We start from the raw sequence: 23,767 nt of genomic DNA, 5'->3' as shown, positions 1-23,767 counted from the left end.
TTTTTAGCTGTACCCGGCCTGTTAAGTGTTTTTTAAGACTTGCAGGCTGCGATTTAAACGGTGGACAATGGCATTTCCGTTATCATTGCCGCCGAAGCCACACCGAACAAAACATTTAAAAGGAGCCCCAGCTCATGTCAAAACCAGCATTCAAGCGCGTCCTCCTGAAATTGTCCGGCGAAGCCCTGATGGGTGATGATCCGTACGGCATCAACCGCGGCACTATCGAACGCATGGTGGCGGACGTCGCCGAAGTAGCAAAGCTGGGCGTTGAACTGGCGGTCGTCATTGGCGGCGGCAACATCTTCCGTGGCGTGGCGCCTGGCGCCCAGGGCATGGACCGAGCCACCGCCGACTACATGGGCATGCTGGCCACCGTGATGAACGCGCTGGCCCTGGCTGATGCGATGAAGCACGTGGGCGTGGTTGCGCGCGTCATGTCGGCCATCGGCATCGAACAGGTGGTCGAGCCTTATGTGCGCCCGAAAGCGCTGCAGTACCTGGAAGAAGGCAAGGTCGTCATCTTCGCCGCCGGCACCGGCAACCCGTTCTTCACCACCGACACCGCAGCGGCGCTGCGTGGTTCGGAAGTGAGCGCGGAAATCGTGCTGAAGGCCACCAAGGTCGATGGTATCTACACCGCCGATCCGAAGAAGGACCCGAACGCCACCATGTATCACAAGATCAGCTTCGACGAAGCGATCGCCAAGCACCTGCAAGTCATGGATGCCACCGCCTTCGCGCTGTGCCGTGACCAGAAACTGCCGATCAAAGTATTCTCTATCACCAAACCTGGGGCGTTGATGAACGTGATCATGGGCGAGGAAGAGGGTACACTGGTCCACGTTTAAAATATTTCAAGTTAAAGCAACAGGAGAGTAGGAATGTCTACTGCTGACATTAAAAAGAACGCCCAGGACAAAATGGGCAAATCGCTGGAAACCCTGAAGGCCGACCTGGCCAAGGTGCGTACCGGCCGTGCCCACGTTGGCATTCTGGACCACGTCATGGTGGATTACTACGGCAACCCGACCCCGCTGAACCAGGTCGCCAACCTGACCCTGGTCGACGCGCGCACCATCGGCGTAGCCCCGTTCGAAAAGAAAATGGGCGCCGCCATTGAAAAGGCGATTCGCGATTCCGACCTGGGCCTGAACCCGGCGTCGCAGGGCGACATGATTCGCGTGCCGACCCCGCCGCTGAACGAAGAGCGCCGCAAGGAGATGGTCAAGCTGTGCAAGGGCGAAGGCGAAGATGCCAAGGTCGCCGTGCGCAATATCCGCCGCGATGCCAACGAAGGCTTGAAGAAGCTGGTGAAAGACAAGGCTATTTCGGAAGACGAAGAACGTCGTGCAGTGGATGAAATCCAGAAGCTGACCGACAAGTTCATCGCCGACATCGACAAGACCGTCGCCGAAAAAGAGAAAGAAGTCCTGACCGTCTAAGGTCCCGAAACCGGGGAGGATAGGGGTATTGCCCCTGCCTCCCCGGATTTTTAGTTTACGCACCTATGAAATATTCGAGTTCGACAACCACAGTTCCTGATGCGCCGAAGGTGCCGCGCCACCTGGCGATCATCATGGACGGCAACGGGCGCTGGGCAACCAAGCGCTTCCTGCCGCGCGTGGCGGGCCACGTCAAAGGCGTGGAAGCGGTGCGCACCGTGGTGGAAGCCTGCGCTGCGCGTGGCATCGAGTACCTGACCGTCTTTGCGTTCAGTTCCGAGAACTGGCGCCGGCCGGAAGAGGAAGTTTCGCTGCTGATGAAGCTCTTCGTCACCGCGCTGGAGCGTGAAGTGTCGAAGATGCATGCGAACAATATCCGCCTGAAGGTGGTGGGCGACCTGGCGCGCTTCGACCAGAAGCTGCAGGACATGATCGCCAATGCCGAACGCAAGACTGCCAACAACACCCGCCTGACGGTCACCGTGTGCGCCAACTATGGCGGGCGCTGGGATATCATGCAGGCAATCGGCAAGATGGTGGCCGAGCATCCGGGCACGACCGACTTCTCGGAAGAGCAGCTGGCGCCGTACCTGTCGATGGCTTATGCCCCCGAGCCGGACCTGTTCATCCGCACCGGCGGTGAAGAGCGCATTTCCAATTTCCTGCTGTGGCAACTGGCCTATACGGAATTGCACTTCACCGACATCTACTGGCCCGACTTCAATGCCGAACGCCTGGATGAGGCGATTGCCTCCTACCAGGGCCGTGAACGCCGCTTTGGCCGCACTGGCGACCAGCTGGCACAGAAAAGCTAATAAGAGCTGATAACAATGCTGAAAACCCGCGTGATTACCGCCGTCCTGCTGCTGGCGGTATTGTTGCCTGTCCTGTTCTCCGGCTACCAGCCAGCGGTGAACGCGGTGGTGGCCGTGTTCTTTGCCGCCGCCGTGTGGGAAGCCTTCCGCCTGTTCAAGAACCGCGCCGCGATTGTCGTGGCGGCGGCGTGGACGGCAGCCTTCATTTACACCTTCTTCTTCAGCGCTGGACTCGAGCAGGCCAGGTTCTGGCTGGCGATCGGCGCCGCCATCTGGCTGATCCGCTTTGCACCGGCCCTGAAACTGGGCTTGCCTCCGGCCGAAGGCATGGGCAATACCATGCTGAGCATGGTGTACGCGGTAACCCTGGTGGCCTGCTTCGTCGCCATCCTGCTGCTGTTCGCGCGCGGCCCGGTATACCTGCTGTCGGTCATGGCCATCGTATGGGCGGCCGACATCTTCGCCTATTTCTCGGGCAAGGCTTTCGGCAAGCACAAGCTGGCGCCAAGCATCTCCCCGGGCAAGTCGTGGGAAGGCGCGGTGGGCGGCCTGGTTGCCGTGCTGCTGCTGGCCGCCGCTACCGTGCTGCTGGCGCCATCGGTGCCGCTGCTGCAGGACACCTTTGCGGTGCGCCTGGCCGGCCGCATGGGCTGGGGCATCATGCTGGCGGTGCTGGCGCTGGTCGTCGCAGCTTCCATCGTGGGCGACCTGTTTGAATCCATGCTCAAGCGCCGCTCCGGCATGAAGGACAGCAGCAACCTGCTGCCTGGCCACGGCGGCGTGCTTGACCGTATCGACGCGCTGGTGCCTGTGCTGCCTATCGCCGCGTTGATCACCCCAAGGCTGTTCTAAGGAATTCCATGCAACGCATTACCATCCTCGGCGCCACCGGTTCGATCGGCGTCTCCACGCTGGACGTCATCGCGCGCCACCCGGACCGTTATTCCGTCTACGCGCTGAGCGCCCATAGCCGCGTCGAAGAACTGGCAGCCCAGTGCATCCAGTTCCGCCCGTCGCGCGCCGTGGTGGGCAGCGCCGCCGCCGCGGACCGGCTGGCTGCCTTGCTGCGCGCGGCCGGCTGCCGCACCGAGGTGGAGTGGGGCGAGGCTGCGCTGTGCGCCGTTTCCAGCGCCGCTGAAACCGATGCCGTGATGGCGGCTATCGTCGGCGCCGCCGGCCTGGCGCCAACCCTGGCGGCGGCCCGCGCCGGCAAGAAAGTCATGCTGGCCAATAAGGAGGCGCTGGTCATGTCCGGCCAGCTGTTCATGGACGCCGTGGCCGAGAGCGGTGCCGTGCTGCTGCCGATCGATTCCGAGCACAATGCGATCTTCCAGTGCCTGCCGCAAGGCTATGGCCGCGTGCCGGCCGCTGCCGGCGTCACCAAGATCCTGCTGACCGCTTCCGGCGGTCCTTTCCTGAAGCGCGAAGTCGCGACGCTGGAAAACGTCACCCCGGACGAGGCTTGCAAGCACCCGAAATGGGTCATGGGCCGCAAGATTTCGGTCGATTCCGCGACCATGATGAACAAGGGCCTGGAAGTGATCGAGGCCCATTGGCTGTTCGGCGCCCCGGCCGGGCAGATCGAAGTGGTGATCCACCCGCAATCGGTGATCCATTCGATGGTGTCCTATAGCGACGGCTCGGTGCTGGCGGAGCTGGGCAATCCGGACATGCGCACCCCGATCGCCCATGCCCTGGCTTATCCGGAGCGTATCGCCTCCGGCGTGGCGCAGCTGGACCTGACCCAGGTCGGCACCCTGCAATTCGAAAAGCCCGATTTCAACCGCTTCCCCTGCCTGGCGCTGGCCTTCGAGGCTTTGCGCGCCGGCGGTACCGCGCCGGCCCTGCTGAACGCGGCCAACGAAGTGGCGGTGCAAGCCTTCCTCGACGAACGCATCGGCTTCCGCCGCATCGACCGGGTCATCGCCCGGGTCATGGAAGAATTGCCGCATGGCGCGGCCAGCAGCATCGAGGCGGTGATGGCGCAGGACGCGCTGGCACGGGCCGCGGCAGAACGGATTATCGCCGGATAAGCAGCACACACGCCAATGGACACCTTCCGCACCATCCTCGCCACGATCGTCTGCCTCGGCTCCCTGATCATCATCCACGAGCTGGGACACTACCTGGTGGCACGCTGGTGCGGGGTCAAGGTGCTGCGCTTCTCGGTCGGCATGGGCCGCATCGTCTGGATGCGCAAGTTTGGCAAAGACCAGACCGAATGGGCCATCTCCGCCATCCCGCTGGGCGGCTACGTCAAGATGCTGGACGCGCGTGAAGCCGATGTCAGCGGCCTGCCGGCCGGCGACCTGGCCCGCGAATTCACCCGCCAGAGCGTCTGGAAACGCATCGCCATCGTGGCCGCCGGCCCGCTGGCCAACTTCCTGCTTGCTATCGCCCTGTACGCCGGCCTGTATATGGGCGGCGTGCGCGAGCCGACTGCGCGCATTGCCGAACCGGCGGCGGCGACGGCCGCCGCAACCGCCGGCCTGCACCGCGGCGACCTGGTGAAGTCCGTCAACGGCGACGCCGTGCAGGGCTGGTCCGAGCTGCGCTGGGCCATCATCCAGTCGGCTATCCATAAGGAAGGCTTGCAGCTGGTGGTCGAGCGCCCCGGCTACGGCGAGCTGCGGCTTGCGTTGCCGGCCGAGGCGGCAGCCCATGTGAACCTGGAAGACGACGTGCCGGCGCTGATCGGCCTCGACCTGATGCGCCCGCCGCCGGTGATCGGCCGCATGGAGGAGGGCGGCGCCGCCCGCCGCGCCGGCATGCTGAAGGGCGACACGATCCTGGCCGTGGACGGCCAGCCGATCGATGATGCGCGCAGCTTCGTCGCGGAAGTCCTGCGTTCGCCGGGCCGCAAGCTGGTAGTCACCGTGCTGCGCGAAGGCCGCCAGCAGCAGCTGGAACTGACCCCGGACGCGGTGGAGGACAAGCAGGCAAACAGCAAAGGTCTTGTAACAGTCGGTAAGATCAAGGCCGAACTGGTGGGCGCTGTTGATACGATGGTGGTGCATTACGGCCCGCTGGAAGCGACTGCCAAGGCAGTGCGCCAGGTAAAGGAAATCTGCACCATGACCTTCAAGATCCTGGGCCGCATGATTGTGGGTGAAGTCTCTTTAAAGAATATTACCGGCCCTTTGACCATTGCCGAATATGCCGGGGAAACTGCGAAAATGGGCGCCGAGCCATTTATTGCTTTCGTCGCCTTTATTAGCGTGAGCCTTGGACTTATGAATTTGCTGCCAATTCCTGTTCTGGATGGGGGGCATTTGCTGTATTATTCGCTGGAAGTTTTGACCGGGCGTCCCGTTTCCGAACGCTTTGGCGAAATGGCGCAGCGTATTGGACTGGGATTGCTGGTGTCTTTAATGGCGCTGGCGATATTCAATGACCTGGCCCGGCTGCTTTAATTTTTTTCGATTTGCCGATGAAATTACACACTGATCGTATCGCTCCCCAATTCCGCCGCACTCTGGTCGGCGCAGCCGTCCTGGCCTTCTGCTCCGGCAGCGCAATCGCCGCCGAGTCGTTTGTCGTCAAGGACATCCGCGTCGAAGGCATCCAGCGTACCGAAGCCGGTACCGTGTTCAGCTACCTGCCAGTGCGCGTGGGCGAAACCTTCAGTGACGACAAATCCGTAGCCACCATCAAGGCCCTGTACGCGACCGGCATCTTCAAGGATGTGAAGCTGGAGCGCGACGGCAATGTGCTGGTGGTGATCGTGGAAGAGCGCCCGGCCATCGCCAAGGTGGACTTCAAGGGCACCCACGAGTTCGAGAAGGACATGCTGGTCAAGGCGCTGAAGGATATCGGCGTCGGCGAAGCGAAGACCTTCGACAAGGCATCGGTCGACCGCGCCGAACAGGAATTGAAGCGTCAGTACCTGTCGCGCGGCCTGTACGGCGTGAAGATCACCACCACCGTCACCCCGATGGAGCGTAACCGCGTCAGCATCGACTTCGACGTCGATGAAGGCGATGTGGCGCGCATCAAGCAGATCAATATCGTCGGCAACAAGGCTTTCAGCGACAAGGAGCTGAAAGAGCAGATCGCCCTGAATACCGGCGGCTGGTTCAGCTGGTACACCAAGTCCGACCAGTATTCCAAGACCAAGCTGAATGGCGATATCGAGACCCTGAAGTCCTGGTACCTTGACCACGGCTATATCGAGATGAATGTGGATTCCACGCAGGTCTCGATTACCCCGGACAAGAAAGACATTTACCTCACCATCAATATCACCGAAGGTGAAAAGTACACCGTCTCCGACATCAAGTTCGAAGGCGAAATGTTCGGCCGCGAAGACGAACTGCGCCAGCTGGTGCTGCTGCAAAAAGGCAAGCTGTACTCCGGCAAGCTGCTGACCTCGACCAACAAGCTGATCACCGACCGCCTGGGCACCTTCGGCTTCGCCTTCGCCAACGTCAACGCCAACCCGGAGATCGACCAGGCCAAGCGCGAAGTCGCGTTCACCTTCTTCATCGATCCGGGCAAGCGCGCCTATGTGCGCCACATTAATATCTCGGGCAATACCAGCACCCGCGACGAAGTGATCCGCCGCGAATTCCGCCAGTTCGAATCGAGCTGGTACGACGCCTCCAAGATCAAGCAATCGCGCGACCGCGTCGACCGTACCGGCTACTTCAAGGACGTGACGGTCGATACGCCGGAAGCGCAGGGAACTTCCGACCAGGTGGACATCAACCTGTCCGTGGTCGAGCGCCCGACCGGTAACTTCCAGATCGGCGGCGCATTCTCGCAGGCCGAGAAGTTCACCTTCAATGCCGCGATCCAGCAGGCCAACTTCGCCGGCTCCGGCAATACCGTGGGCCTGGAACTGAATACCTCGAAGTACAGCCGCACCATCGCGTTCTCGCATACCAACCCGTACTTCACCGCCGACGGCGTGTCGCGCAGCTACGAGCTTTACCTGCGTACCTTCCGTCCGCCTGCAGTGAACACCGGCTTGTACACCATCAAGCAGACCGGCGGCCGGGTAAGCTTCGGCGTGCCGTTCTCCGAGCAGGACACTGTCTTCTTCGGTATCGGCCTAGAAAAATCGAACGTGCAAACCGACGATTCCTCGCCAACCTACTTCAAGCAGTACGTGCGCGACCTGGGCGGCCCGGCCAACGGTGTCGGCTCGGTCAATGCCTATTCGGTGCCGCTGACCGCGGCGTGGGCGCGCGACAGCCGCGACTCCGCCATGACCCCGACCCTGGGTTATATGCAGCGCATCAACCTGGAACTGGATGCGATCGGCGAGTCGAAATACTGGCGCGCGGTGTATGAAACCCAGTGGTACAAACCGGTCACCAACAAGATCACGCTGGCGCTGAAGGGCGAGGTTGATTATGGCCGCGGCTTCGGCGGCAAGAACTACCCGGTGTTCAAGAACTTCTACGCCGGCGGCATCGGCTCGGTGCGCGGCTACCAGAGCTCCTCGCTGGGCGCGGTCGACCCACGCTACGGCGACTCGCTGGGCGGCGCCTCGCGCCTGATCGGCAATGCCGAACTGCAGATGCCGTTCCCGGGCCAGGGCCAGGACCGCTCGCTGCGCTGGTTCGGCTTCCTCGACGGCGGCCAGGTATACCAGGAACACCAGAAGATGCGCCTGTCCGAACTGCGCTTCTCGGCCGGCCTGGGCTTGAGCTGGATTTCCCCGGTAGGCCCGCTGAAGTTGAGTTATGCTTTGCCTCTGAACGACAAACTGGGTGACCGCCTGGAACGCTTCCAGTTCCAGATGGGTACTGGTTTCTGATGCGTTTAATGCACCAAAGTAACTTATTTGGACGGAGAATCGAGTTGAAGACTGCAACCGCTACCCTGGGCAAGATCGCTGCCGTACTGGCGCTGGGCATGATGGCCACGGCACCGGCGCTGGCGCAGTCCTCCCGGATTGCCTGGCTGAGCGCCGAGCGCATCTACAACGAATCGAAGCTGGCCAAGCTGGCCGACAGCAAGCTGCGCGATGAATTCGCCAGCCGCGAAAAAGCGCTGCAGGAACTGGCCATGCGCTCCAAGGCGGCAGCCGAAAAATGGGAAAAGGAAGGTGTCGCCAAGCCCGAACCTGAGCGCAGCAAGCTGCAGCGCGAGGCGTACGAGGCGGACCTGAATTTCCAGCGCCGCCAGCGCGAATTCCGCGAAGACCTGAACCAGCGCACCAACGAGGAGCGTGCTGCGATCGCCGAGAAGGCGACGAAGATCATCAAGCAGCTTGCAAACACCGAAGGCTATGACATCGTCCTGCAGGACGCAGTGTGGGCCAGTCCGCGTATCGACATCACCAACAAGGTGCTGGAAGCGCTGGATAAATAACCGATAGATTGGATTTCAGATGGGCCTTCGACTAGGAGAACTGGTCGAGCGCCTGGGCGGCCAACTGGTGGGGGACCCGGAACTTTACGTTGCCGGGATCGCGCCGTTGACCGATGCAGGCGCTTCGCATATCAGCTTCCTCAGTAACAGCAAATTCCGCTCGCAGGCGGGGCAAAGCCAGGCGGCAGCCCTGATTGTCAGCGCCAATGACGATGCCACCGTGGCCGAAACCTACAAGGGTGCCCGCATCGTCGTCAAGAATCCCTATGTGTACTTTGCCCGTGCCGCGCAGGTGTTTGAAGCGCAGACGGCGTACGTGCGCCCGGCCGGCGTGCACCCGACGGCATATGTCGATCCCGCTGCCAGCGTCGACGCGACTGCCCATATCGGCCCGAAAGTAGTGGTCGAGGCGGGTGCCGCGATCGGCTCCGGCGTGGTGCTCGATGCCGGCTGCTACGTCGGGCGCGACGCCCAGGTAGGCGAGGGGACGCATTTCTTTGCCAACGTCACCTTCCACGCGAAGTGCGTGATCGGCAAGCGCGGCATCATCCACTCCGGCGCCGTGATCGGTACTGACGGCTTTGGCTTTGCCAACGACGCCGGCGTCTACGTACGCATTCCGCAGGTGGGCCGCGTGGTGATCGGCGACGATGTCGATATCGGCGCCAACACGACGATCGACCGCGGTGCGCTGGCGGATACTATTATTGAAGACGGCGTGAAGCTGGACAACCAGATCCAGATCGGCCACAACTGCCATATCGGCGCGCACACGGCCATGGCCGGCTGCGTCGGCGTGGCAGGCAGCGCAAAAATCGGCAAGCACTGCACCTTCGGCGGGGCAGCGATGATCCTGGGCCATTTGACGATTGCGGACCAGGTCCATATCTCGTCGGGCAGCCTGGTATCGCGCTCGATCACCGAACCGGGCCAGTACACGGGCTTCTACCCGTTGGCCAAGAACAGCGACTGGGAGAAGTCGGCTGCGATCGTACGGAACCTGCCTACGATGCGCGATAAAATGCGCGCGCTGGAAAAAACCATTAAAACTAAAACCGAAGACGAAGAATCATGACGACTACCGAAAACAAAACGATGGACATCTGCGAGATCAAGGCCTACCTGCCGCACCGCTACCCGCTGCTGCTGGTTGACCGCGTGATCTCTTATGAAGAGAATAAGTCCATCACCGCCATCAAGAACGTGACCGTGAACGAAGAGTTCTTCAACGGCCACTTCCCGCACAAGCCGGTCATGCCCGGCGTGCTGATGATCGAAGCGATGGCGCAGACCGCAGCCCTGCTGTCGTTCAAGTCCATGGGCATCAAGCCGGACGAGAATTCGGTGGTGTACTTCGTCGGCATCGACAACGCGCGCTTCAAGCGCCCGGTAGGTCCCGGCGACCAGCTGAAAATGGACGTGGAAATCCTGCGCAACGCGCGCGGCATCTGGAAATACAAGGCGGTCGGCTCGGTCGACGGCCAGGTGGCGCTGGAAGCTGAGCTGATGTGCACCATCCGCTCCGTGGAGTAAAGAGCATGGCGACCATCCACCCAAGCGCGATCGTCGACCCGAAAGCCGAACTGGCTGCCGGCGTCGAGATCGGCCCATACACGATCATTGGCCCGAACGTGGTGATTGGCGAGAACACCGTGGTGGGCCCGCACGTCGTGATCGAGGGCCATACCACGATCGGCAGGAACAACAAGTTCTTCCAGTTTTCGTCCATCGGCGCCGCGCCGCAGGACAAGAAATGGAATGGCGAACCGACCCGCCTGGAAATCGGCGACGACAACACCATCCGCGAGTTCTGCACCTTCAACGTCGGTACGGTGCAGGACAAGGGCGTGACCAGGCTTGGCAACAACAACTGGATCTCGGCCTACGTCCACCTGGCGCACGACTGCGTGGTCGGCAACAACACCATCTTCTCCAACAACGCCCAGATGGCGGGCCACGTGGAGATCGGCGACTGGGTGATCATGTCCGGCTTCGCCAACGTGCACCAGTTCTGCAAGATCGGCGCCCACGCCTTCGTCGGCATGAGCACCAGCCTGACCCAGGACGTGCCGCCTTACGTGCTGTTGAACGGCAATCCGGCAGCAGCCCACGGCGTCAACATCGAAGGCCTGAAACGCCGCGGCTTCACGCGCGAGCAGATCAACGCCATCCGCAACGCCTACAAGCTGCTGTACCGTTCCGGCCTGACGCTGGACGAAGCCAAGGCAGCCATGCTTGCCGCCGAAGCCGAGCTGCCGGAAGATTGTGCAGCCGCCGCGCGCTCGATGCGCGATTTCCTCGATACGACCACCCGTGGCATCGTCCGCTGACGTATCGATCGCAGTCGTTGCCGGTGAACCGTCCGGCGACCTGCTGGCAGGCCGCTTGCTAGGCGGCCTGCGCCCGCACCTGCCCGACGCGCGCTTCCACGGCATTGGCGGCCCGGCCATGATGGAACATGGTTTCGCGTCGCAATGGCCGATCGAAAAGATGACCGTGCGCGGGCTGTTCGAGATCATTCCCCGCTACCGCGAGCTGAAGGGCATCCAGAACACGCTGCGCGACCAGTTGCTGGCCGAGCGGCCGGCCTGCTTCATCGGCGCCGACTACCCGGGCTTCAACCTGGGGCTGGAAGCGCAGCTGCGCGATGCCGGCATCCCGACCGTGCATTACATCGGCCCGCAGATCTGGGCCTGGCGCGGCGGGCGCATCAAGAAAATCGTCAAATCGGTCTCGCATATGCTGGTGATCTTCCCGTTCGAGGAAGAGATCTACAAGAAAGCCGGCGTGCCCGTGACCTACGTCGGCCACCCGCTGGCCGAGGTGATCCCGCTGCAGCCCGACGAAGCGGCCGCACGCCGCCGGCTCGGCCTGGCGGAAGACGCCAACGTGGTCTGCGTCATGCCGGGCAGCCGCATGGCGGAACTGAAATACAATACGGCCGCCTTCATCGGCGCCTGCAAGCTGCTGCTGCAGCGCGACCACACGCTGAAATTCGTGGTGCCGACGGCCGGCGAAAAGCAGCGCAAGTACTTCCTCGAGCTGATCGCAGAAGCCGGACTGCAGGACGTGGAACTGATGCTGCTCGATGGCCAGTCGCACACCGCCATCTGCGCCGCCGACGCCGTGCTGGTGGCTTCCGGCACCGCATCGCTGGAAGTGGCACTGTACAAAAAGCCGATGGTGATCGCCTACAAGATGATGGCTGCATCGTGGCATATCATGAAGCATATGGGCTACCAGCCCTGGATCGGCTTGCCGAACATCCTGGCGCGCGAATTCCTGGTACCGGAAATGCTGCAGAACTCAGCCACTGCCGAGACGCTGGCCGACGCCATGTGGCAACAACTGAGTGACGTGCCGCATCGCCTGCGACTGGTGCAGCGCTTCACCGACATGCATTACAGCCTGCTGCGCAACAGCGCCGAAGAAGGCGCCGCAGCAGTCCTTAAGGTGATCAACAGATAAGCCCGTGTCACACCTTGGGGTCACACCCCAAGTGTGACACGAGCTGGTCCGCAGGCACTGCTGTGGCCGTGTCACACCTGGGGTGTGACCCCATGGTGTGACACGAACTGAGCAGTAGAGAGAATTGAGCAATGGTGCAACAATCCGGTCTTTTCGATGACCTTCCTTACTCGCTTGACGAGATCATCTGCGGCGTCGATGAGGCTGGGCGCGGCCCTTTGGCCGGCCCGGTGTTTGCCGCCGCCGTGATCCTGGACCGCAACCGCCCGATTGCCGGCCTGCGCGACTCCAAGAAGCTCAACGAAGCGCGCCGCGACGAACTGGCGCCGCTGATCCGCGAACACGCAATCGCCTGGGCCGTGGCCAAGGCCTCGGAAGAAGAAATCGACCGCCTGAACATCCTGCAGGCCAGCCTGCTGGCGATGAAGCGCGCCGTCTATGCATTGCAAACCGTGCCGACGCTGGCCCTCATCGACGGCAATAAATGCCCGGTGATGCGAATCCAGAGCATCGCCATTGTGGAAGGCGACGACAAGATCGAGTCCATCTCGGCCGCCTCGATCCTGGCCAAGACAGCGCGCGACGCCGCGCTGGTCAAGCTGCACAAGAAATACCCGCAGTACGGCTTCGACCAGCACAAGGGCTATGGCACCGCGCTGCACCTGGAACGCCTGCGCGAGCACGGCGCTTCGCCGGTGCATCGCCGCAGCTTCTCGCCGGTGCGGGAAGTCCTGGAACGCGACTTATGAAACACATCACCTCGCGCGACAACGCGCAATACAAAGACCTGGCCAAGCTGGCCACCAATTCGCAGGCCCGCCGCAAGGCCGGCCGCAGCCTGCTGGATGGCGTGCACCTGTGCGAGACGTGGCTCGAGCTGCGCGGCCATCCCGAGCAAGCCATCGTGGCCGAAGGCGCGCTGCAGAATCCTGAGGTGGCCGGCATCATCGCCCGCCTCGAGTCGGAACACGCCCACGTCCTGTGCCTGACCGACCAGCTTTACCATGCCGTCAGCCAGGTGGAGCACGGCGTCGGCCTGATGTTCCTGATCGGCACCCCGCAGAAAGACCTGCCGCAGGCGCTCAGCGTCAACGCAGTCCTGCTGGATAACGTGCAGGATCCCGGCAACGTCGGCTCCATCCTGCGCAGCGCCGCCGCCGCGGGCGTGAAGGAAGTCTATTGCGCCCCCGGCACCGCCTTCTGCTGGTCGCCCAAAGTGCTGCGTGCAGCCATGGGCGCACACTTCGTGCTGGACATCTACGAAAACGTCGACCTGGCGCAACTGGTGCAGGGCGCCGGGATTGCCACCCTGGCCACCAGCGGCTACGCAGCCGAGCAGCTCTACCAGCTCGACCTGAAACGGCCGGTGGCCTGGATCTTCGGGCATGAAGGGCAGGGCGTTTCCGACACACTTTTAAGCAACGCCAGCCACCGCGTCATCGTGCCGCATCTGGGGCAAGTCGAATCGCTGAACGTCGCCGCGTGCGCCGCAGTATGCTTTTTCGAGCAAGTAAGGCAAAATCTGACTTAATAAAACTAACCAAGCTGGATTGGGCGTTATGGAAATTGCAAGCTTGCACTTCCTGGTCGCCGAAGGCGAACCCGTCCAGCGTGAGCTATTGGTCGGCATGCTGCGCCACCTGGGCGCCCAGCACGTCACGCCGGCATCCGATGGCCTGGGCGCGCTGCGCTTGCTTGAAATAGGCCTGAACCCTCCCGTCAACATCGCCCTGATGGACCTGACGCTGCCTGGCATGGACGGGCTGGAAGTGATCCGGCGGCTGGCGGAAATCGACTGCCGCGCAGGCATCATCATCCTGGCTTCGGAAAGCGCCGATGTGCTGTTCTCGGTCGAAACCATGGCCGAGGCTTACGGGCTTGACATCCTTGGCAGTTCGATCAAGGCCATCGCCTCGGCCAGGCTGCAGGAACTGATTGCCAACTACCGGGAACCTTGCGGCGAGCCGGAGCCCGGCCCGCAGCACCCTGAATTCACCTTTGCCGAAGTGGAGCACGGGCTGCGGGAACGGCAGTTCGATCCCTTCGCCCAGCCCGAGATCGAGCTGGAAACCGGTGCTGTAATAGGGCTGGAAATGTTCGCCCGCTGGCGCCACCCCGAATATGGCGTGCTGGGCCCTTCGGCATTCGTGCCGGTGCTGGAAAGCGTGCGGCGCATCGATTTCCTCGACTGGTGCATGATCGAGAAGTCGGTTGCGGCCTGCCGCAGCCTGCACGACAAGGGCATCCCGATTTCGTTCTCGGTCAATGTGGATCCGGGTACGCTGGCGCATCCGCAATTCATCGCCCAGATCACCGCTTGCCTCGAGCGCCATCGCATCCTGTCCGATTACGTTACCTTCGAAATCACGGAAGCTTCGGTACTGACCACCAATCCGCACTTCCTGGAGCGCTTGCTGCGCCTGCGCATGATGGGATTCGGCCTGGCGATCGACGATTACGGGACCGGGCGCTCCAACCTGCAACTGCTGGCCGCGATTCCGTTCTCGGAACTGAAAATCGATCCCAGTTTCGTCGACGGCGCCTCGCGCAAGCGGCCCATCGGCACCGTGCTGAAGTCCTTCCTCGGGCTGGCGCGCAGCCTGTCCCGGCACGCTTGCGCCGTCGGTGTCGAAACGAGGGCGGATTGGGACTTCCTGCAAAGCCTGGGCTGCAGCTATGCCCAGGGCTTTTATATCGCCAACCCAATGCCGGTAGCCGATATTCCGGACTGGCTCCACGACTGGAAAAGCTTCTTCTGATGAAAAAACGATGGATTGCAGGACTGCTTATTGCAGTCGCCTTGCCGGCAGCCGGCTTCTTTACGCCAGTTGGCCAGATGAGCTTCTATGGTGCGCGAGCCTGGCTCGCCAGCAAAGCGCACTTCACGCAATGCACCCCTGATCCACATATCTGGTGCGAACCGGGCGCCGAGGCCTTCGGCGCTGCCGTCGCGCCGCTGCTGCCGGCCGCCATCGCGTATGACGAGCAGGCGTTCGGCATGGCCTACGCGGCCCCGGTGCGTGTCAATGTATATGCCAGCGACGACAGCTTTTCACGCTACGGCGCGGTGGCCCCGCGCGCGGCGGGCGTGGTGGTGCTGGGCGATGTGCACCTCGCGCCGAAGATGCTGTCCTGGCCAGCCGGGCGCATGGCCGCCATTGTGACGCACGAACTGGCGCACCTGCACCTGGTGCAACGCATCGGAACGGCCGGCATCGGCAAGCTGCCCAACTGGTTCTGGGAAGGCTTGCCGACCTATATTTCGGCCGGCGGCGGCACAGGCGCGGTGACGCGCGAGGACGCGGTCCATGCCTTCGTCCATGGCCGCCACATGGTGCCGGAGGATGACGGGTCGCTGCTTGCGCCGAAGCAGGCAACAAGCTACGGCCTGTCGCACGCCATGTACTACCGGCAGGCTTCCATGCTGGTGGGCTGGATGGACGACAAAGACCCGGCAGCGTTCAAACGCCTGCTGGCGGCGGTCGGCCGCGGCGAGGCGTTTGCGGGGGCGGTGAGCGGAGCCTACGGACGCCCGCTGGAAACCTTATGGGGCGAATTCCAGCAGGCGATGCGGGCGGAAATCCTTAATAAACCGAGCGGTTCGGCTTGATTTCCTGCAGGATGGTGGTCGAGATCTCTTCGATCGACTTGGTGGTGGAGGACAGCCAGCGGATGCCTTCACGGCGCATCATGGCTTCCGCCTCGTTGACCTCATAGCGGCAGTTTTCCAGCGAAGCGTATTTGGAGCCGGCGCGGCGCTCGTTGCGGATCTCCGACAGGCGCTGCGGCTCGATGCTCAGGCCGAAAATCTTCGATTTGAAGGCATACAGCGCCGACGGCAGCTTGCCGCGCTCGAAATCGTCTGGAATCAGGGGGTAATTCGCCGCCTTTACGCCGTATTGCATGGCCAGGTACAGCGACGTAGGGGTTTTGCCCGAGCGCGAGACCCCGACCAGGATCACATCGGCCGACGACAGGTTCTTGTTCGATTGGCCATCGTCGTGCGCCAGCGAGAAGTTGATCGCCTCGATACGATTTTTGTACTCCTCGCTATCCACCACATTGTGCGAGCGGCCGATGGTGTGGGTCGATTTCACGCCCAGCTCCTGCTCCAGCGGCGCCACGAAGGTCTGGATCAGGTCCATATGCATGGCATTGGCGCGCTGGATCACGTCCGACAGCTCGGCCTTCACCAGGGTCGAAAAGACGATAGGCTTGGTGCCGTCTTCAGCCGCAACCTCATTAATTTTGCGCACTGCATCATAAGCCTTGTCGCAGGTATCGATGAAGGGCAGGCGGATCTGGCGGAAGCGCAGGTCGAACTGCGTCAGCACCGAATGGCCGAAAGTTTCGGCAGTGATGCCCGTGCCGTCAGAGACAAAAAAGACGGTGCGGCTAGAGGCCGGCAATAAACGTTGATCTTGTGGCATCAAAAGAGCTTTTCCAGTGGATGAATCGTCAATTTGCTGCGCAGGCTGTAAAATGCTTGCCAACGGTAAGATTGTGCTGCACGGCGCCAAGAATGACAAGAACGAAGCCAAGCATGCCTGCGTAAAGATTTTTATCATCAAAAAAAGGTGTCTTTATGACTAACGCAGCATTGAAGGAGCAATCCGACGGGGTGTACGTTGCCTCGTTCGAGACTTTGCGCATGACGGATGTCGAATCCGTCGGCGGCAAGAACGCGTCGCTGGGCGAGATGATCTCCCAGCTGGCCGGTGCAGGTGTGCGGGTGCCTGGCGGCTTCGCCACCACCGCCCAAGCCTTCCGCGACTTCCTGTCGCACAGCGTTGACGGTGGCCCATCGCTGGCCCAGCGCATCGCTGACCGCCTTGAACACCTGAACGTCGACGACGTGCGCGCCCTGGCCGCATCGGGTGCGGAAATCCGCCAATGGATCATCGACACCCCGTTCCAGCCACGCCTGGAAGCCGATATCCGCGCCTTCTACGACAAGCTGGTCGCGGACTCCAGCACTGAAGTGTCGTTCGCCGTGCGCTCCTCCGCCACCGCGGAAGACCTGCCTGACGCATCCTTCGCGGGCCAGCAGGAATCCTTCCTGAACGTGGTCGGCATCGACAACGTGCTGGAAGCGATGAAGCACGTGTTCGCATCCCTGTACAACGACCGCGCGATTTCCTACCGCGTGCACAAAGGCTTCACCCACGCCGAAGTGGCGCTGTCGGCCGGCGTGCAGCGCATGGTGCGTTCCGACACGGGCGCATCGGGCGTGATGTTCACCATCGACACCGAATCGGGCTTCAAGGACGTGGTCTTCATCACTTCCTCCTATGGCCTGGGCGAAACCGTGGTGCAGGGCGCCGTGAACCCGGACGAATTCTACGTCCACAAGCCGATGCTGGAGCAGGGCAAGTCCGCCGTGATCCGCCGCAATATCGGCTCCAAGCTGATCAAGATGGAATTCACCAACGAAGCCAAAGCCGGCCGCTCCGTGAAGACCGTCGATGTACCGATCGAGATGCGCAACCGCTACTCGCTGGTCGACGCCGAAATCGTCGAACTGGCCAAGTACGCCATGATCATCGAGAAGCACTACGGCCGTCCGATGGACATCGAGTGGGGCAAGGATGGCCGCGACGGCAAGCTGTACATCCTGCAGGCACGTCCTGAAACCGTGAAGTCGCAGCAGAAAGCCACCGACTCGCAGCAGCGCTTCAAACTGAAGTCGAGCGGCACCGTACTGACCTCCGGCCGCGCCATCGGCCAGAAGATCGGCGCCGGCCCTGTGCGCGTGATCAGCGACCCGAGCGAAATGGAACGCGTGCAGCCAGGCGACGTGCTGGTGGCCGACATGACCGACCCTAACTGGGAACCGGTGATGAAGCGCGCTTCCGCCATCGTCACCAACCGCGGCGGCCGCACCTGCCACGCGGCGATCATCGCGCGTGAACTGGGCGTGCCAGCTGTCGTGGGCTGCGGCGACGCGACCGACGTGCTGAAAGACGGCAACTTCGTGACCGTATCCTGCGCCGAAGGCGACGAAGGCAAGATCTACGACGGCCTGCTGGAAACCGAGATTTCCGAAGTCCAGCGCGGCGAACTGCCGCCGCTGAAGACCAAGATCATGCTGAACGTGGGCAACCCGCAGCTGGCCTTCGACTTTCAGTCCGTGCCGAACAACGGCGTAGGCCTGGCCCGCCTCGAGTTCATCATCAATAACAATATTGGTGTGCACCCGAAAGCGATCCTGGAATACCCGAACATCGACGCCGACCTGAAGAAGGCGGTGGAATCGGTCGCACGCGGCCACGCTTCGCCGAAGCAGTTCTACATCGACAAGCTGGCGGAAGGCATCGCCACCATCGCCGCCGCGTTCTGGCCGAAGAAAGTCATCGTGCGCATGTCCGACTTCAAGTCGAACGAGTACAAGAAGCTGATCGGCGGTTCGCGCTACGAGCCGGACGAAGAAAACCCGATGCTGGGCTTCCGCGGCGCAGCGCGCTACCTGTCGGCGGACTTCGCTGCTGCATTCGAAATGGAATGCGTCGCCATGAAGCGCGTGCGTGAAGAGATGGGCCTGACCAACGTCGAAATCATGGTGCCATTCGTGCGCACCCTGGGCCAGGCGGAAAAAGTGGTCGGCCTGCTGGCCAAGAACGGCCTGAAACGCGGCGAAAACGGCCTGCGCGTCATCATGATGTGCGAAGTGCCTTCCAATGCCGTGCTGGCAGAGCAGTTCCTGGAGCACTTCGACGGCTTCTCGATCGGTTCCAACGACCTGACCCAGCTGACTCTGGGCCTGGACCGCGACTCCGGCATGGAGCTGCTGGCAGCCGACTTCGACGAACGCGATCCTGCGGTGCGCGCGCTGCTGAGCATGGCCATTTCGGCCTGCATCAAGCTGAACAAGTACATCGGTATCTGCGGCCAGGGTCCCTCCGACCATCCGGAACTGGCCGTATGGCTGATGCAGCAGGGTATCGAGACCATGTCCCTGAATCCCGACTCGGTCATCGACACTTGGCAGAAGCTGGCAGAAATGCAACAATAAACCGCCGATAAGCGGCTTGAACCCCCGTGGCCTTATCGGCGGCGGGGGTTTTTTACTTTTGGAGGTTGTGATGGCTGACTGGATGTTGTGGGCGATTGGCGCAGGCGTGCTGGTCACCCTCGAACTGTTTAGCGGCACGTTTTATTTGCTGATGATCGCCATTGGCATGGGGGCGGGCGCATTGACTTCGCTGGCGCGTGTCGACATGCCGGGCCAGATGCTGGTGGCAGCCATCGTGGCCGCCATCGCGACGGTTCTGCTGCGCCGCAGCCGTTTTGGCAGGGCCACGCAGCCGCCGGCTTCGGCCAACCCGGACGTCAACCTGGATATCGGCCAGAGCGTCAACGTGCCGGCCTGGCAGGACGGTGTCGCGCGCGTCATGTATCGCGGCGCCCTGTGGGACGTCGAACTGGCGCCGGGCGAACCCGCTGCGCCAGGTGTATTTCGGATTCGCGAGATTCGCGGCAGCCGGCTGATCGTCGGCGCATAACAAGGAGAAGTAATGGAAATAAGTTTTGGTACGGTCACGCTGGTCATCTTCATGGTCGCGCTGGTGTTTGTCTTCAAGACCATCAACGTGGTGCCGCAGCAGCACGCCTGGGTGGTGGAAAGGCTTGGCAAATACCACGCGACGCTGGGTCCCGGCCTGAATATCGTGGTGCCGTTCATCGACCGCATCGCCTATAAGCACGTGCTGAAAGAGATCCCGCTGGACGTGCCATCGCAGGTCTGCATCACCAAGGACAATACGCAGCTGCAGGTGGACGGCATCCTGTACTTCCAGGTGACCGATGCGATGCGCGCCTCATACGGCTCGACGAACTACGTCGCCGCGATCACGCAATTGGCGCAGACCACGCTGCGTTCGGTGATCGGCCGCATGGAGCTGGACAAGACCTTCGAAGAGCGCGACCACATCAACACCACGGTGGTGAACGCGATCGACGAATCGGCCGCCAATTGGGGCGTGAAGGTGCTGCGCTACGAGATCAAGGACCTGACGCCGCCGCAGGAAATTCTGCACGCCATGCAGGCCCAGATCACCGCGGAACGCGGCAAGCGCGCGCTGATTGCCGCCTCCGAAGGGCGCAAGCAAGAGCAGATCAACATCGCCACCGGCGAACGCGAAGCAGCGATTGCCCGCTCCGAAGGCGACAAGCAAGCCGCCATCAACCGCGCCCAGGGCGAAGCCGCCGCCATCCTCGCGATTGCGGAAGCGACATCTGGCGCGCTGAAGCAAGTCGGCCAAGCGATCGGGCAGCCGGGCGGCGAAGCGGCAATGAACCTGAAAGTGGCCGAGCAATACGTGGACGCCTTCGGCCAGCTGGCCAAGACCAACAACAGCCTGATCGTCCCCGCCAACGTCGGCGACATGAGCAGCCTGATCGCCACCGCCCTGCAGGTCGTCAAGACCCAGAAATAACTACGCCTGAGTCCGTGTCACACCCTGGGGTCACACCCGAAATGGGACACGAGCTCATGCACAATGCGCCTGAGGCCGTGTCCCGAAACGGGTGTGACCCCATGGTGGGACACGAGCTGGGCAGTAATTGCGTACAATGCGGCCTTATATCGATCAGGAGGCGCAATTGGGAACCTGGGCTGTTGGACCGTTTGGCAATGATTTCGCGCAGGATTGGGTGGAGGATCTGCAGGAATCAAGGGACCTCTATTTTATCGAGGACACGTTGAACAACGTGTTGCAGGCGGAGACCACCGAGTACCTGGAGGCTCCGTTCGGCGCCGAGGCGCTGGCTGCGGTGGAAACCTGGTCGCGCCTGCAGGGCAAGGGCGGAACCAGGGACGAAGACTCCGCGCGCGTCGATGAATGGGTCACCGAGGTGCAGGCGAAACTGAGCAAGCCGCGCGCCGATATCGCCGACAAGGCGCAGCGCGTGCTGGCACTGGTGCTGTCCGAAGCTTCCGAGCTGCGTGAACTGTGGGAAGACAGCGAGCACTTCGAGGACTGGCGCACCACAGTGACCGACCTGCAGCGCAGGTTGTCGGCATGAGGCGGCTTCTCGCGGCTTTACTGGCGTCGACAGCACTGTCCGCACAGGCGGGCGATGCGGCGACCGATGCCGCCATTACCGCCCGCATCGCCCAGATCCGCGCCATGCCTGTTGCCGCCAACGCTTCCGCTGCCGGCGCCCAGCGCCGCGAGTTGGATGCCGCCTGGCGCTTCTTTGGCGATTTTCGCGAGGACGCCGTCCCGCTGCTGCGCCGCGAGCTTGCTGCCGAACTGCGCTCGCCGCGTCCGAGCCAGCAACTGCTGCTGGACGCCGCCTGTTTCCTGGCCGCCTACGGTACCGAATCCGACAAGCCGTTTGCCGTGCAGGCCGCATTGGCCATCAATCCTGATGCAGCCCTCGACGGCCCGCAGCTGTTCCGCCTGATGCACGCTGCCGCGGCAAGCCGTGATACGCGGCTGCTGCCCCAGGTCGACCGCGCTTTCCTGCGCAAGGATGTGAGCATTCCGCTGCCGCAGCAAGGCAGCACCATCGACGAAACGGGTGTGCGCGCCTTGCTGTATGGCCGCTTCGGCGCGGCGGGCGAACGCCATCTTGCCGCGCAGCTGCGCGATCCGGCAGTCGCGAAGCCGGTACTGGACGTGCTGCAGCTTGTCGGCTCGCCGGCGAGCGTGCCGGCCGTTGAACTGCTGCTGCAAAGCGCCGACATGGAGATCTTCACGCGTGCCGTGAACTTCCTGGTGCGGGCCGGCGGCCCGCAGGGCCGCGAGGCGCTGCTGGCGCTTAAACCGCAGGGGCTGTCGAAAGAGGCTGTGCAGTTCTTTACCCCCATGCGCCTGCAACTGGCGCAGCCGCCGGCGCCCCAGGCAGGCAAGGGTATTTTGCCGGACGCTGAAGTACGTCGCCAGCTGGAGGTGCTGGAAGCAAACGGCGGCCACTATGCGGGCGTCGACCCTTCCGCGATCGCACAATCGCGCCTGCCGAAGCAGGAATTGCTCGAGCGCCTGGCCCGCATCCGCGAGCGCAGCTTTGCCCGCGCGACGAATGAAGCGCTGGCCGATATCGACACCACCAGCGCTTTGCTGAACGCAATCAGCTACCGAAATCAATAAAGGAACCTCGACATGCTGCAAATGCGCCCCAACTGCGAATGCTGTAACAAGGACTTGCCGCCTGGTGCGCAAGACGCCTTGATCTGCTCATTCGAATGCACCTTCTGCGCCGATTGCGCGAATGATAAGCTGCATGGCAAATGCCCGAACTGCGGCGGCGACTTCGCTGCGCGGCCAACCCGTGCTGCTGCGAAGCTGGAGAAATACCCGGCATCGACCGAACGTATCTTCAAGCCAAATGGATGCGTCGCAGCCGGATGAAGTTGAGCTGGCGCGCTTCCTGGCGCGCCACAGCCGCGTGCTGGTCCTCACCGGTGCGGGACTGAGTACTGCTTCGGGCATTCCCGGCTACCGGGACAAGGATGGCGTTCGGCGCGGCCGTACGCCGATCCAGGGCCCGGAATTCCGCCGGAACGAGGCGGTCAGGCGCCGCTACTGGGCGCGCAGCATGGTGGGCTGGCCCACGGTATCGCACGCCGAGCCGAATGCCGGTCACCGCGCCATCTCCGAGCTGGAAGCTTGCGGCCACGTACACAGCGTGATTACGCAGAACGTGGATGGCCTGCACCAGCGCGCCGGCAGCAAGCGCCTGATTGAATTGCACGGTAACCTGCACCACGTGATCTGCCTTGAATGCCAGGCGCGCTACTCGCGCGCGAGCCTGCAGCCGCAACTTGAGCGCGACAATCCGGAATTGGCGAACTTGCTGGCCCAGCCGCTGCCGGATGGCGATGCGGCGATCGAGCCGGATGCGCTAGATGGATTCAATGCGCCGGCATGTGCGGCCTGCGGGGGCGTGCTGATGCCTGACGTGGTTTTCTTTGGAGATAACGTGCCGCCCGCGCGCACCATGCAGGCGCTGGCTGAAATGGAGGCCGCCGACGCGCTGCTGGTGGTCGGTTCTTCCCTGATGGTGTTTTCGGGCTACCGCTTTTGCCGCATGGCGGCGGCTTCGGGCAAACCGATTGCAGCCGTCAACGCGGGTAAAACCCGCGCCGACGACCTGCTTTCCCTGAAACTGGAATTGCCGGCGCAGGAAGTCCTGCCACGGCTGGTGGATTTGCTCAGCGTCCCGACAGCATAGAGCGCACCACCGTGTCCTTGGCCAGTACGTAGTCGGTTGCCGCCATCACCTGGTTGGTTTGCGGCTGCACCACTTTGATGTTGACGAAGACTGCGTCGCTGGTCTCGCCGTACGAGCCGACCACTACGGCCTGGGCGTTGTGGTTGTGCGCCATCTCGCCGACTTCGCGCGTCAGCATCATTTCGCCTTGCTGGCGTTTCATGTAGAGCGAAGTGCGCAGCTTCATTTCAAGCATGCGCAGGCCGCCCTGGGCAAGGCGCGTCGACAGCTGCTCGGAAACCAGCCGGCCCAGCGTGGAGCTTTGATCCAACGCATCGATGTTGACGACAGTCGCCATGATCAGCGGCTTGTCTGCCGCCAGGCGGCCGTTCAGTTGCGCGAGCAGCGCGTCGGCGGCGTTGTAATTGGCGCCGACAAACTGGTTCTGCGACGTTGCGGCATAGTTGTTTTCCTGGGGCTTTTCAGAGAACCAGGCGCAACCTGCCAGCGTGAGTGGAAGAAGTAGGGCAGCAACAGCTCGCATTGACGATCTCCTTATAC

25 protein-coding genes are annotated in these 23,767 nt (G+C 62.4%); 23 read left to right on the top strand and 2 right to left on the bottom strand.

Features of this window, described 5'->3' with window-relative positions; translation table 11 throughout:
- The first annotated feature begins 134 nt into the window (after positions 1-134).
- From pyrH to ASD07_RS01665, 16 genes are all read left to right on the top strand, one after another.
- A complete protein-coding gene (pyrH, locus tag ASD07_RS01740; protein WP_055924243.1) occupies positions 135-851 on the top strand; it encodes a UMP kinase in 717 nt (238 codons plus the stop codon).
- 33 nt (positions 852-884) lie between these two features.
- Positions 885-1,445 (top strand): ribosome recycling factor, encoded by a 561-nt coding sequence (gene frr, locus ASD07_RS01735; protein ID WP_055924240.1) that lies wholly within the window; start codon positions 885-887, stop codon positions 1,443-1,445.
- Positions 1,446-1,510: 65 nt separating this feature from the next.
- Positions 1,511-2,260, top strand: coding sequence for a polyprenyl diphosphate synthase (gene uppS, locus ASD07_RS01730; protein WP_055924237.1), 750 nt, complete (start codon positions 1,511-1,513; stop codon positions 2,258-2,260).
- A gap of 15 nt (positions 2,261-2,275) precedes the next feature.
- Positions 2,276-3,112: a phosphatidate cytidylyltransferase gene (locus ASD07_RS01725; protein WP_055924234.1), complete on the top strand. Its 837-nt coding sequence runs from the start codon at positions 2,276-2,278 to the stop codon at positions 3,110-3,112.
- Between the two features lie 8 nt (positions 3,113-3,120).
- A complete protein-coding gene (gene ispC / locus ASD07_RS01720) occupies positions 3,121-4,293 on the top strand; it encodes a 1-deoxy-D-xylulose-5-phosphate reductoisomerase (RefSeq protein ID WP_055924230.1) in 1,173 nt (390 codons plus the stop codon).
- 15 nt (positions 4,294-4,308) lie between these two features.
- Positions 4,309-5,673: an RIP metalloprotease RseP gene (gene rseP / locus ASD07_RS01715; protein WP_055924227.1), complete on the top strand. Its 1,365-nt coding sequence runs from the start codon at positions 4,309-4,311 to the stop codon at positions 5,671-5,673.
- Positions 5,674-5,690: 17 nt separating this feature from the next.
- Positions 5,691-8,024: an outer membrane protein assembly factor BamA gene (gene bamA / locus ASD07_RS01710; RefSeq protein WP_055924222.1), complete on the top strand. Its 2,334-nt coding sequence runs from the start codon at positions 5,691-5,693 to the stop codon at positions 8,022-8,024.
- A gap of 44 nt (positions 8,025-8,068) precedes the next feature.
- Positions 8,069-8,581, top strand: a complete 513-nt coding sequence (locus tag ASD07_RS01705; protein ID WP_229207024.1) for an OmpH family outer membrane protein — start codon at positions 8,069-8,071, stop codon at positions 8,579-8,581.
- Between the two features lie 19 nt (positions 8,582-8,600).
- Complete coding sequence (gene lpxD / locus ASD07_RS01700; protein ID WP_055924218.1) at positions 8,601-9,656, top strand: UDP-3-O-(3-hydroxymyristoyl)glucosamine N-acyltransferase; 1,056 nt, start codon at positions 8,601-8,603, stop codon at positions 9,654-9,656.
- Positions 9,653-10,114, top strand: coding sequence for a 3-hydroxyacyl-ACP dehydratase FabZ (fabZ, locus tag ASD07_RS01695; RefSeq protein WP_055924214.1), 462 nt, complete (start codon positions 9,653-9,655; stop codon positions 10,112-10,114). The genes lpxD and fabZ overlap by 4 nt, the downstream gene beginning before the upstream one ends.
- Before the next feature lie 5 nt (positions 10,115-10,119).
- The gene (lpxA, locus tag ASD07_RS01690; RefSeq protein ID WP_055924211.1) at positions 10,120-10,911 is read left to right on the top strand and encodes an acyl-ACP--UDP-N-acetylglucosamine O-acyltransferase; all 792 of its coding nucleotides are present in this window, start codon (positions 10,120-10,122) and stop codon (positions 10,909-10,911) included.
- Positions 10,895-12,049, top strand: coding sequence for a lipid-A-disaccharide synthase (lpxB, locus tag ASD07_RS01685; protein ID WP_055924208.1), 1,155 nt, complete (start codon positions 10,895-10,897; stop codon positions 12,047-12,049). Before lpxA ends, lpxB begins: the two co-directional genes overlap by 17 nt.
- A 131-nt stretch (positions 12,050-12,180) precedes the next feature.
- Positions 12,181-12,798, top strand: coding sequence for a ribonuclease HII (gene rnhB / locus ASD07_RS01680; RefSeq protein ID WP_055924205.1), 618 nt, complete (start codon positions 12,181-12,183; stop codon positions 12,796-12,798).
- Entirely contained in the window at positions 12,795-13,580 is a 786-nt protein-coding gene (locus tag ASD07_RS01675) for an RNA methyltransferase (protein WP_055924202.1), read from the top strand. Before rnhB ends, ASD07_RS01675 begins: the two co-directional genes overlap by 4 nt.
- A 28-nt stretch (positions 13,581-13,608) precedes the next feature.
- Positions 13,609-14,808 carry an EAL domain-containing protein gene (locus tag ASD07_RS01670; RefSeq protein ID WP_055924198.1) on the top strand — a complete coding sequence of 400 codons (1,200 nt, stop codon included), beginning with the start codon at positions 13,609-13,611 and terminating at the stop codon, positions 14,806-14,808.
- The gene (locus tag ASD07_RS01665) at positions 14,808-15,659 is read left to right on the top strand and encodes a hypothetical protein (protein ID WP_055924195.1); all 852 of its coding nucleotides are present in this window, start codon (positions 14,808-14,810) and stop codon (positions 15,657-15,659) included. The genes ASD07_RS01670 and ASD07_RS01665 overlap by 1 nt, the downstream gene beginning before the upstream one ends.
- Here ASD07_RS01665 and ASD07_RS01660 read toward each other — a convergent pair.
- On the bottom strand, positions 15,634-16,479 hold the full coding sequence (locus ASD07_RS01660; RefSeq protein WP_055924192.1) for a pyruvate, water dikinase regulatory protein: 846 nt from the start codon (positions 16,477-16,479) through the stop codon (positions 15,634-15,636). The two genes, ASD07_RS01665 and ASD07_RS01660, sit on opposite strands and share 26 nt — an antisense overlap.
- Before the next feature lie 155 nt (positions 16,480-16,634).
- Between ASD07_RS01660 and ppsA the strand changes: the two genes are divergently transcribed.
- The 7 genes from ppsA to ASD07_RS01625 all read left to right on the top strand — a co-directional run bounded on the left by ppsA (position 16,635) and on the right by ASD07_RS01625 (position 23,227).
- Entirely contained in the window at positions 16,635-19,061 is a 2,427-nt protein-coding gene (ppsA, locus tag ASD07_RS01655) for a phosphoenolpyruvate synthase (RefSeq protein WP_055924189.1), read from the top strand.
- A 70-nt stretch (positions 19,062-19,131) separates the two neighbouring features.
- The gene (locus ASD07_RS01650) at positions 19,132-19,551 is read left to right on the top strand and encodes an NfeD family protein (RefSeq protein ID WP_055924184.1); all 420 of its coding nucleotides are present in this window, start codon (positions 19,132-19,134) and stop codon (positions 19,549-19,551) included.
- A gap of 12 nt (positions 19,552-19,563) precedes the next feature.
- Positions 19,564-20,484, top strand: a complete 921-nt coding sequence (locus tag ASD07_RS01645; RefSeq protein ID WP_055924181.1) for an SPFH domain-containing protein — start codon at positions 19,564-19,566, stop codon at positions 20,482-20,484.
- Between the two features lie 166 nt (positions 20,485-20,650).
- Entirely contained in the window at positions 20,651-21,073 is a 423-nt protein-coding gene (locus ASD07_RS01640) for a DUF4259 domain-containing protein (RefSeq protein ID WP_055925246.1), read from the top strand.
- Positions 21,070-22,143, top strand: a complete 1,074-nt coding sequence (locus ASD07_RS01635) for a hypothetical protein (RefSeq protein WP_055924178.1) — start codon at positions 21,070-21,072, stop codon at positions 22,141-22,143. The genes ASD07_RS01640 and ASD07_RS01635 overlap by 4 nt, the downstream gene beginning before the upstream one ends.
- Positions 22,144-22,155: 12 nt before the next feature.
- Positions 22,156-22,404, top strand: coding sequence for a DUF1272 domain-containing protein (locus tag ASD07_RS01630; RefSeq protein ID WP_055924174.1), 249 nt, complete (start codon positions 22,156-22,158; stop codon positions 22,402-22,404).
- The gene (locus ASD07_RS01625; protein ID WP_055924172.1) at positions 22,382-23,227 is read left to right on the top strand and encodes an NAD-dependent protein deacetylase; all 846 of its coding nucleotides are present in this window, start codon (positions 22,382-22,384) and stop codon (positions 23,225-23,227) included. Before ASD07_RS01630 ends, ASD07_RS01625 begins: the two co-directional genes overlap by 23 nt.
- On the opposite strand, the gene ASD07_RS01620 is transcribed toward ASD07_RS01625, so the two are convergent.
- Positions 23,208-23,750, bottom strand: coding sequence for a FlgO family outer membrane protein (locus tag ASD07_RS01620; protein ID WP_156397811.1), 543 nt, complete (start codon positions 23,748-23,750; stop codon positions 23,208-23,210). The genes ASD07_RS01625 and ASD07_RS01620 overlap by 20 nt on opposite strands.
- Between the last annotated feature and the right edge of the window lie 17 nt (positions 23,751-23,767).

Source organism: Duganella sp. Root336D2 (assembly GCF_001425005.1).
Taxonomy (GTDB): domain Bacteria; phylum Pseudomonadota; class Gammaproteobacteria; order Burkholderiales; family Burkholderiaceae_D; genus Rugamonas.
This window is presented reverse-complemented; position numbering and strand designations above follow the sequence as displayed.

Coding starts and splice junctions, on each gene's coding strand:
- ASD07_RS01675 (WP_055924202.1), top strand. CDS start 12,795: ATGAAACACATCACCTCGCGCGACAACGCGCAATACAAAGACCTGGCC.
- ASD07_RS01625 (WP_055924172.1), top strand. CDS start 22,382: ATGGATGCGTCGCAGCCGGATGAAGTTGAGCTGGCGCGCTTCCTGGCG.
- pyrH (WP_055924243.1), top strand. CDS start 135: ATGTCAAAACCAGCATTCAAGCGCGTCCTCCTGAAATTGTCCGGCGAA.
- ppsA (WP_055924189.1), top strand. CDS start 16,635: ATGACTAACGCAGCATTGAAGGAGCAATCCGACGGGGTGTACGTTGCC.
- fabZ (WP_055924214.1), top strand. CDS start 9,653: ATGACGACTACCGAAAACAAAACGATGGACATCTGCGAGATCAAGGCC.
- uppS (WP_055924237.1), top strand. CDS start 1,511: ATGAAATATTCGAGTTCGACAACCACAGTTCCTGATGCGCCGAAGGTG.
- ASD07_RS01660 (WP_055924192.1), bottom strand. CDS start 16,479: ATGCCACAAGATCAACGTTTATTGCCGGCCTCTAGCCGCACCGTCTTT.
- ASD07_RS01620 (WP_156397811.1), bottom strand. CDS start 23,750: ATGCGAGCTGTTGCTGCCCTACTTCTTCCACTCACGCTGGCAGGTTGC.
- ASD07_RS01670 (WP_055924198.1), top strand. CDS start 13,609: ATGGAAATTGCAAGCTTGCACTTCCTGGTCGCCGAAGGCGAACCCGTC.
- ASD07_RS01725 (WP_055924234.1), top strand. CDS start 2,276: ATGCTGAAAACCCGCGTGATTACCGCCGTCCTGCTGCTGGCGGTATTG.
- ASD07_RS01650 (WP_055924184.1), top strand. CDS start 19,132: ATGGCTGACTGGATGTTGTGGGCGATTGGCGCAGGCGTGCTGGTCACC.
- ASD07_RS01630 (WP_055924174.1), top strand. CDS start 22,156: ATGCTGCAAATGCGCCCCAACTGCGAATGCTGTAACAAGGACTTGCCG.
- frr (WP_055924240.1), top strand. CDS start 885: ATGTCTACTGCTGACATTAAAAAGAACGCCCAGGACAAAATGGGCAAA.
- ASD07_RS01645 (WP_055924181.1), top strand. CDS start 19,564: ATGGAAATAAGTTTTGGTACGGTCACGCTGGTCATCTTCATGGTCGCG.
- lpxA (WP_055924211.1), top strand. CDS start 10,120: ATGGCGACCATCCACCCAAGCGCGATCGTCGACCCGAAAGCCGAACTG.
- lpxD (WP_055924218.1), top strand. CDS start 8,601: ATGGGCCTTCGACTAGGAGAACTGGTCGAGCGCCTGGGCGGCCAACTG.
- ASD07_RS01665 (WP_055924195.1), top strand. CDS start 14,808: ATGAAAAAACGATGGATTGCAGGACTGCTTATTGCAGTCGCCTTGCCG.
- bamA (WP_055924222.1), top strand. CDS start 5,691: ATGAAATTACACACTGATCGTATCGCTCCCCAATTCCGCCGCACTCTG.
- rnhB (WP_055924205.1), top strand. CDS start 12,181: ATGGTGCAACAATCCGGTCTTTTCGATGACCTTCCTTACTCGCTTGAC.
- ispC (WP_055924230.1), top strand. CDS start 3,121: ATGCAACGCATTACCATCCTCGGCGCCACCGGTTCGATCGGCGTCTCC.
- rseP (WP_055924227.1), top strand. CDS start 4,309: ATGGACACCTTCCGCACCATCCTCGCCACGATCGTCTGCCTCGGCTCC.
- ASD07_RS01635 (WP_055924178.1), top strand. CDS start 21,070: ATGAGGCGGCTTCTCGCGGCTTTACTGGCGTCGACAGCACTGTCCGCA.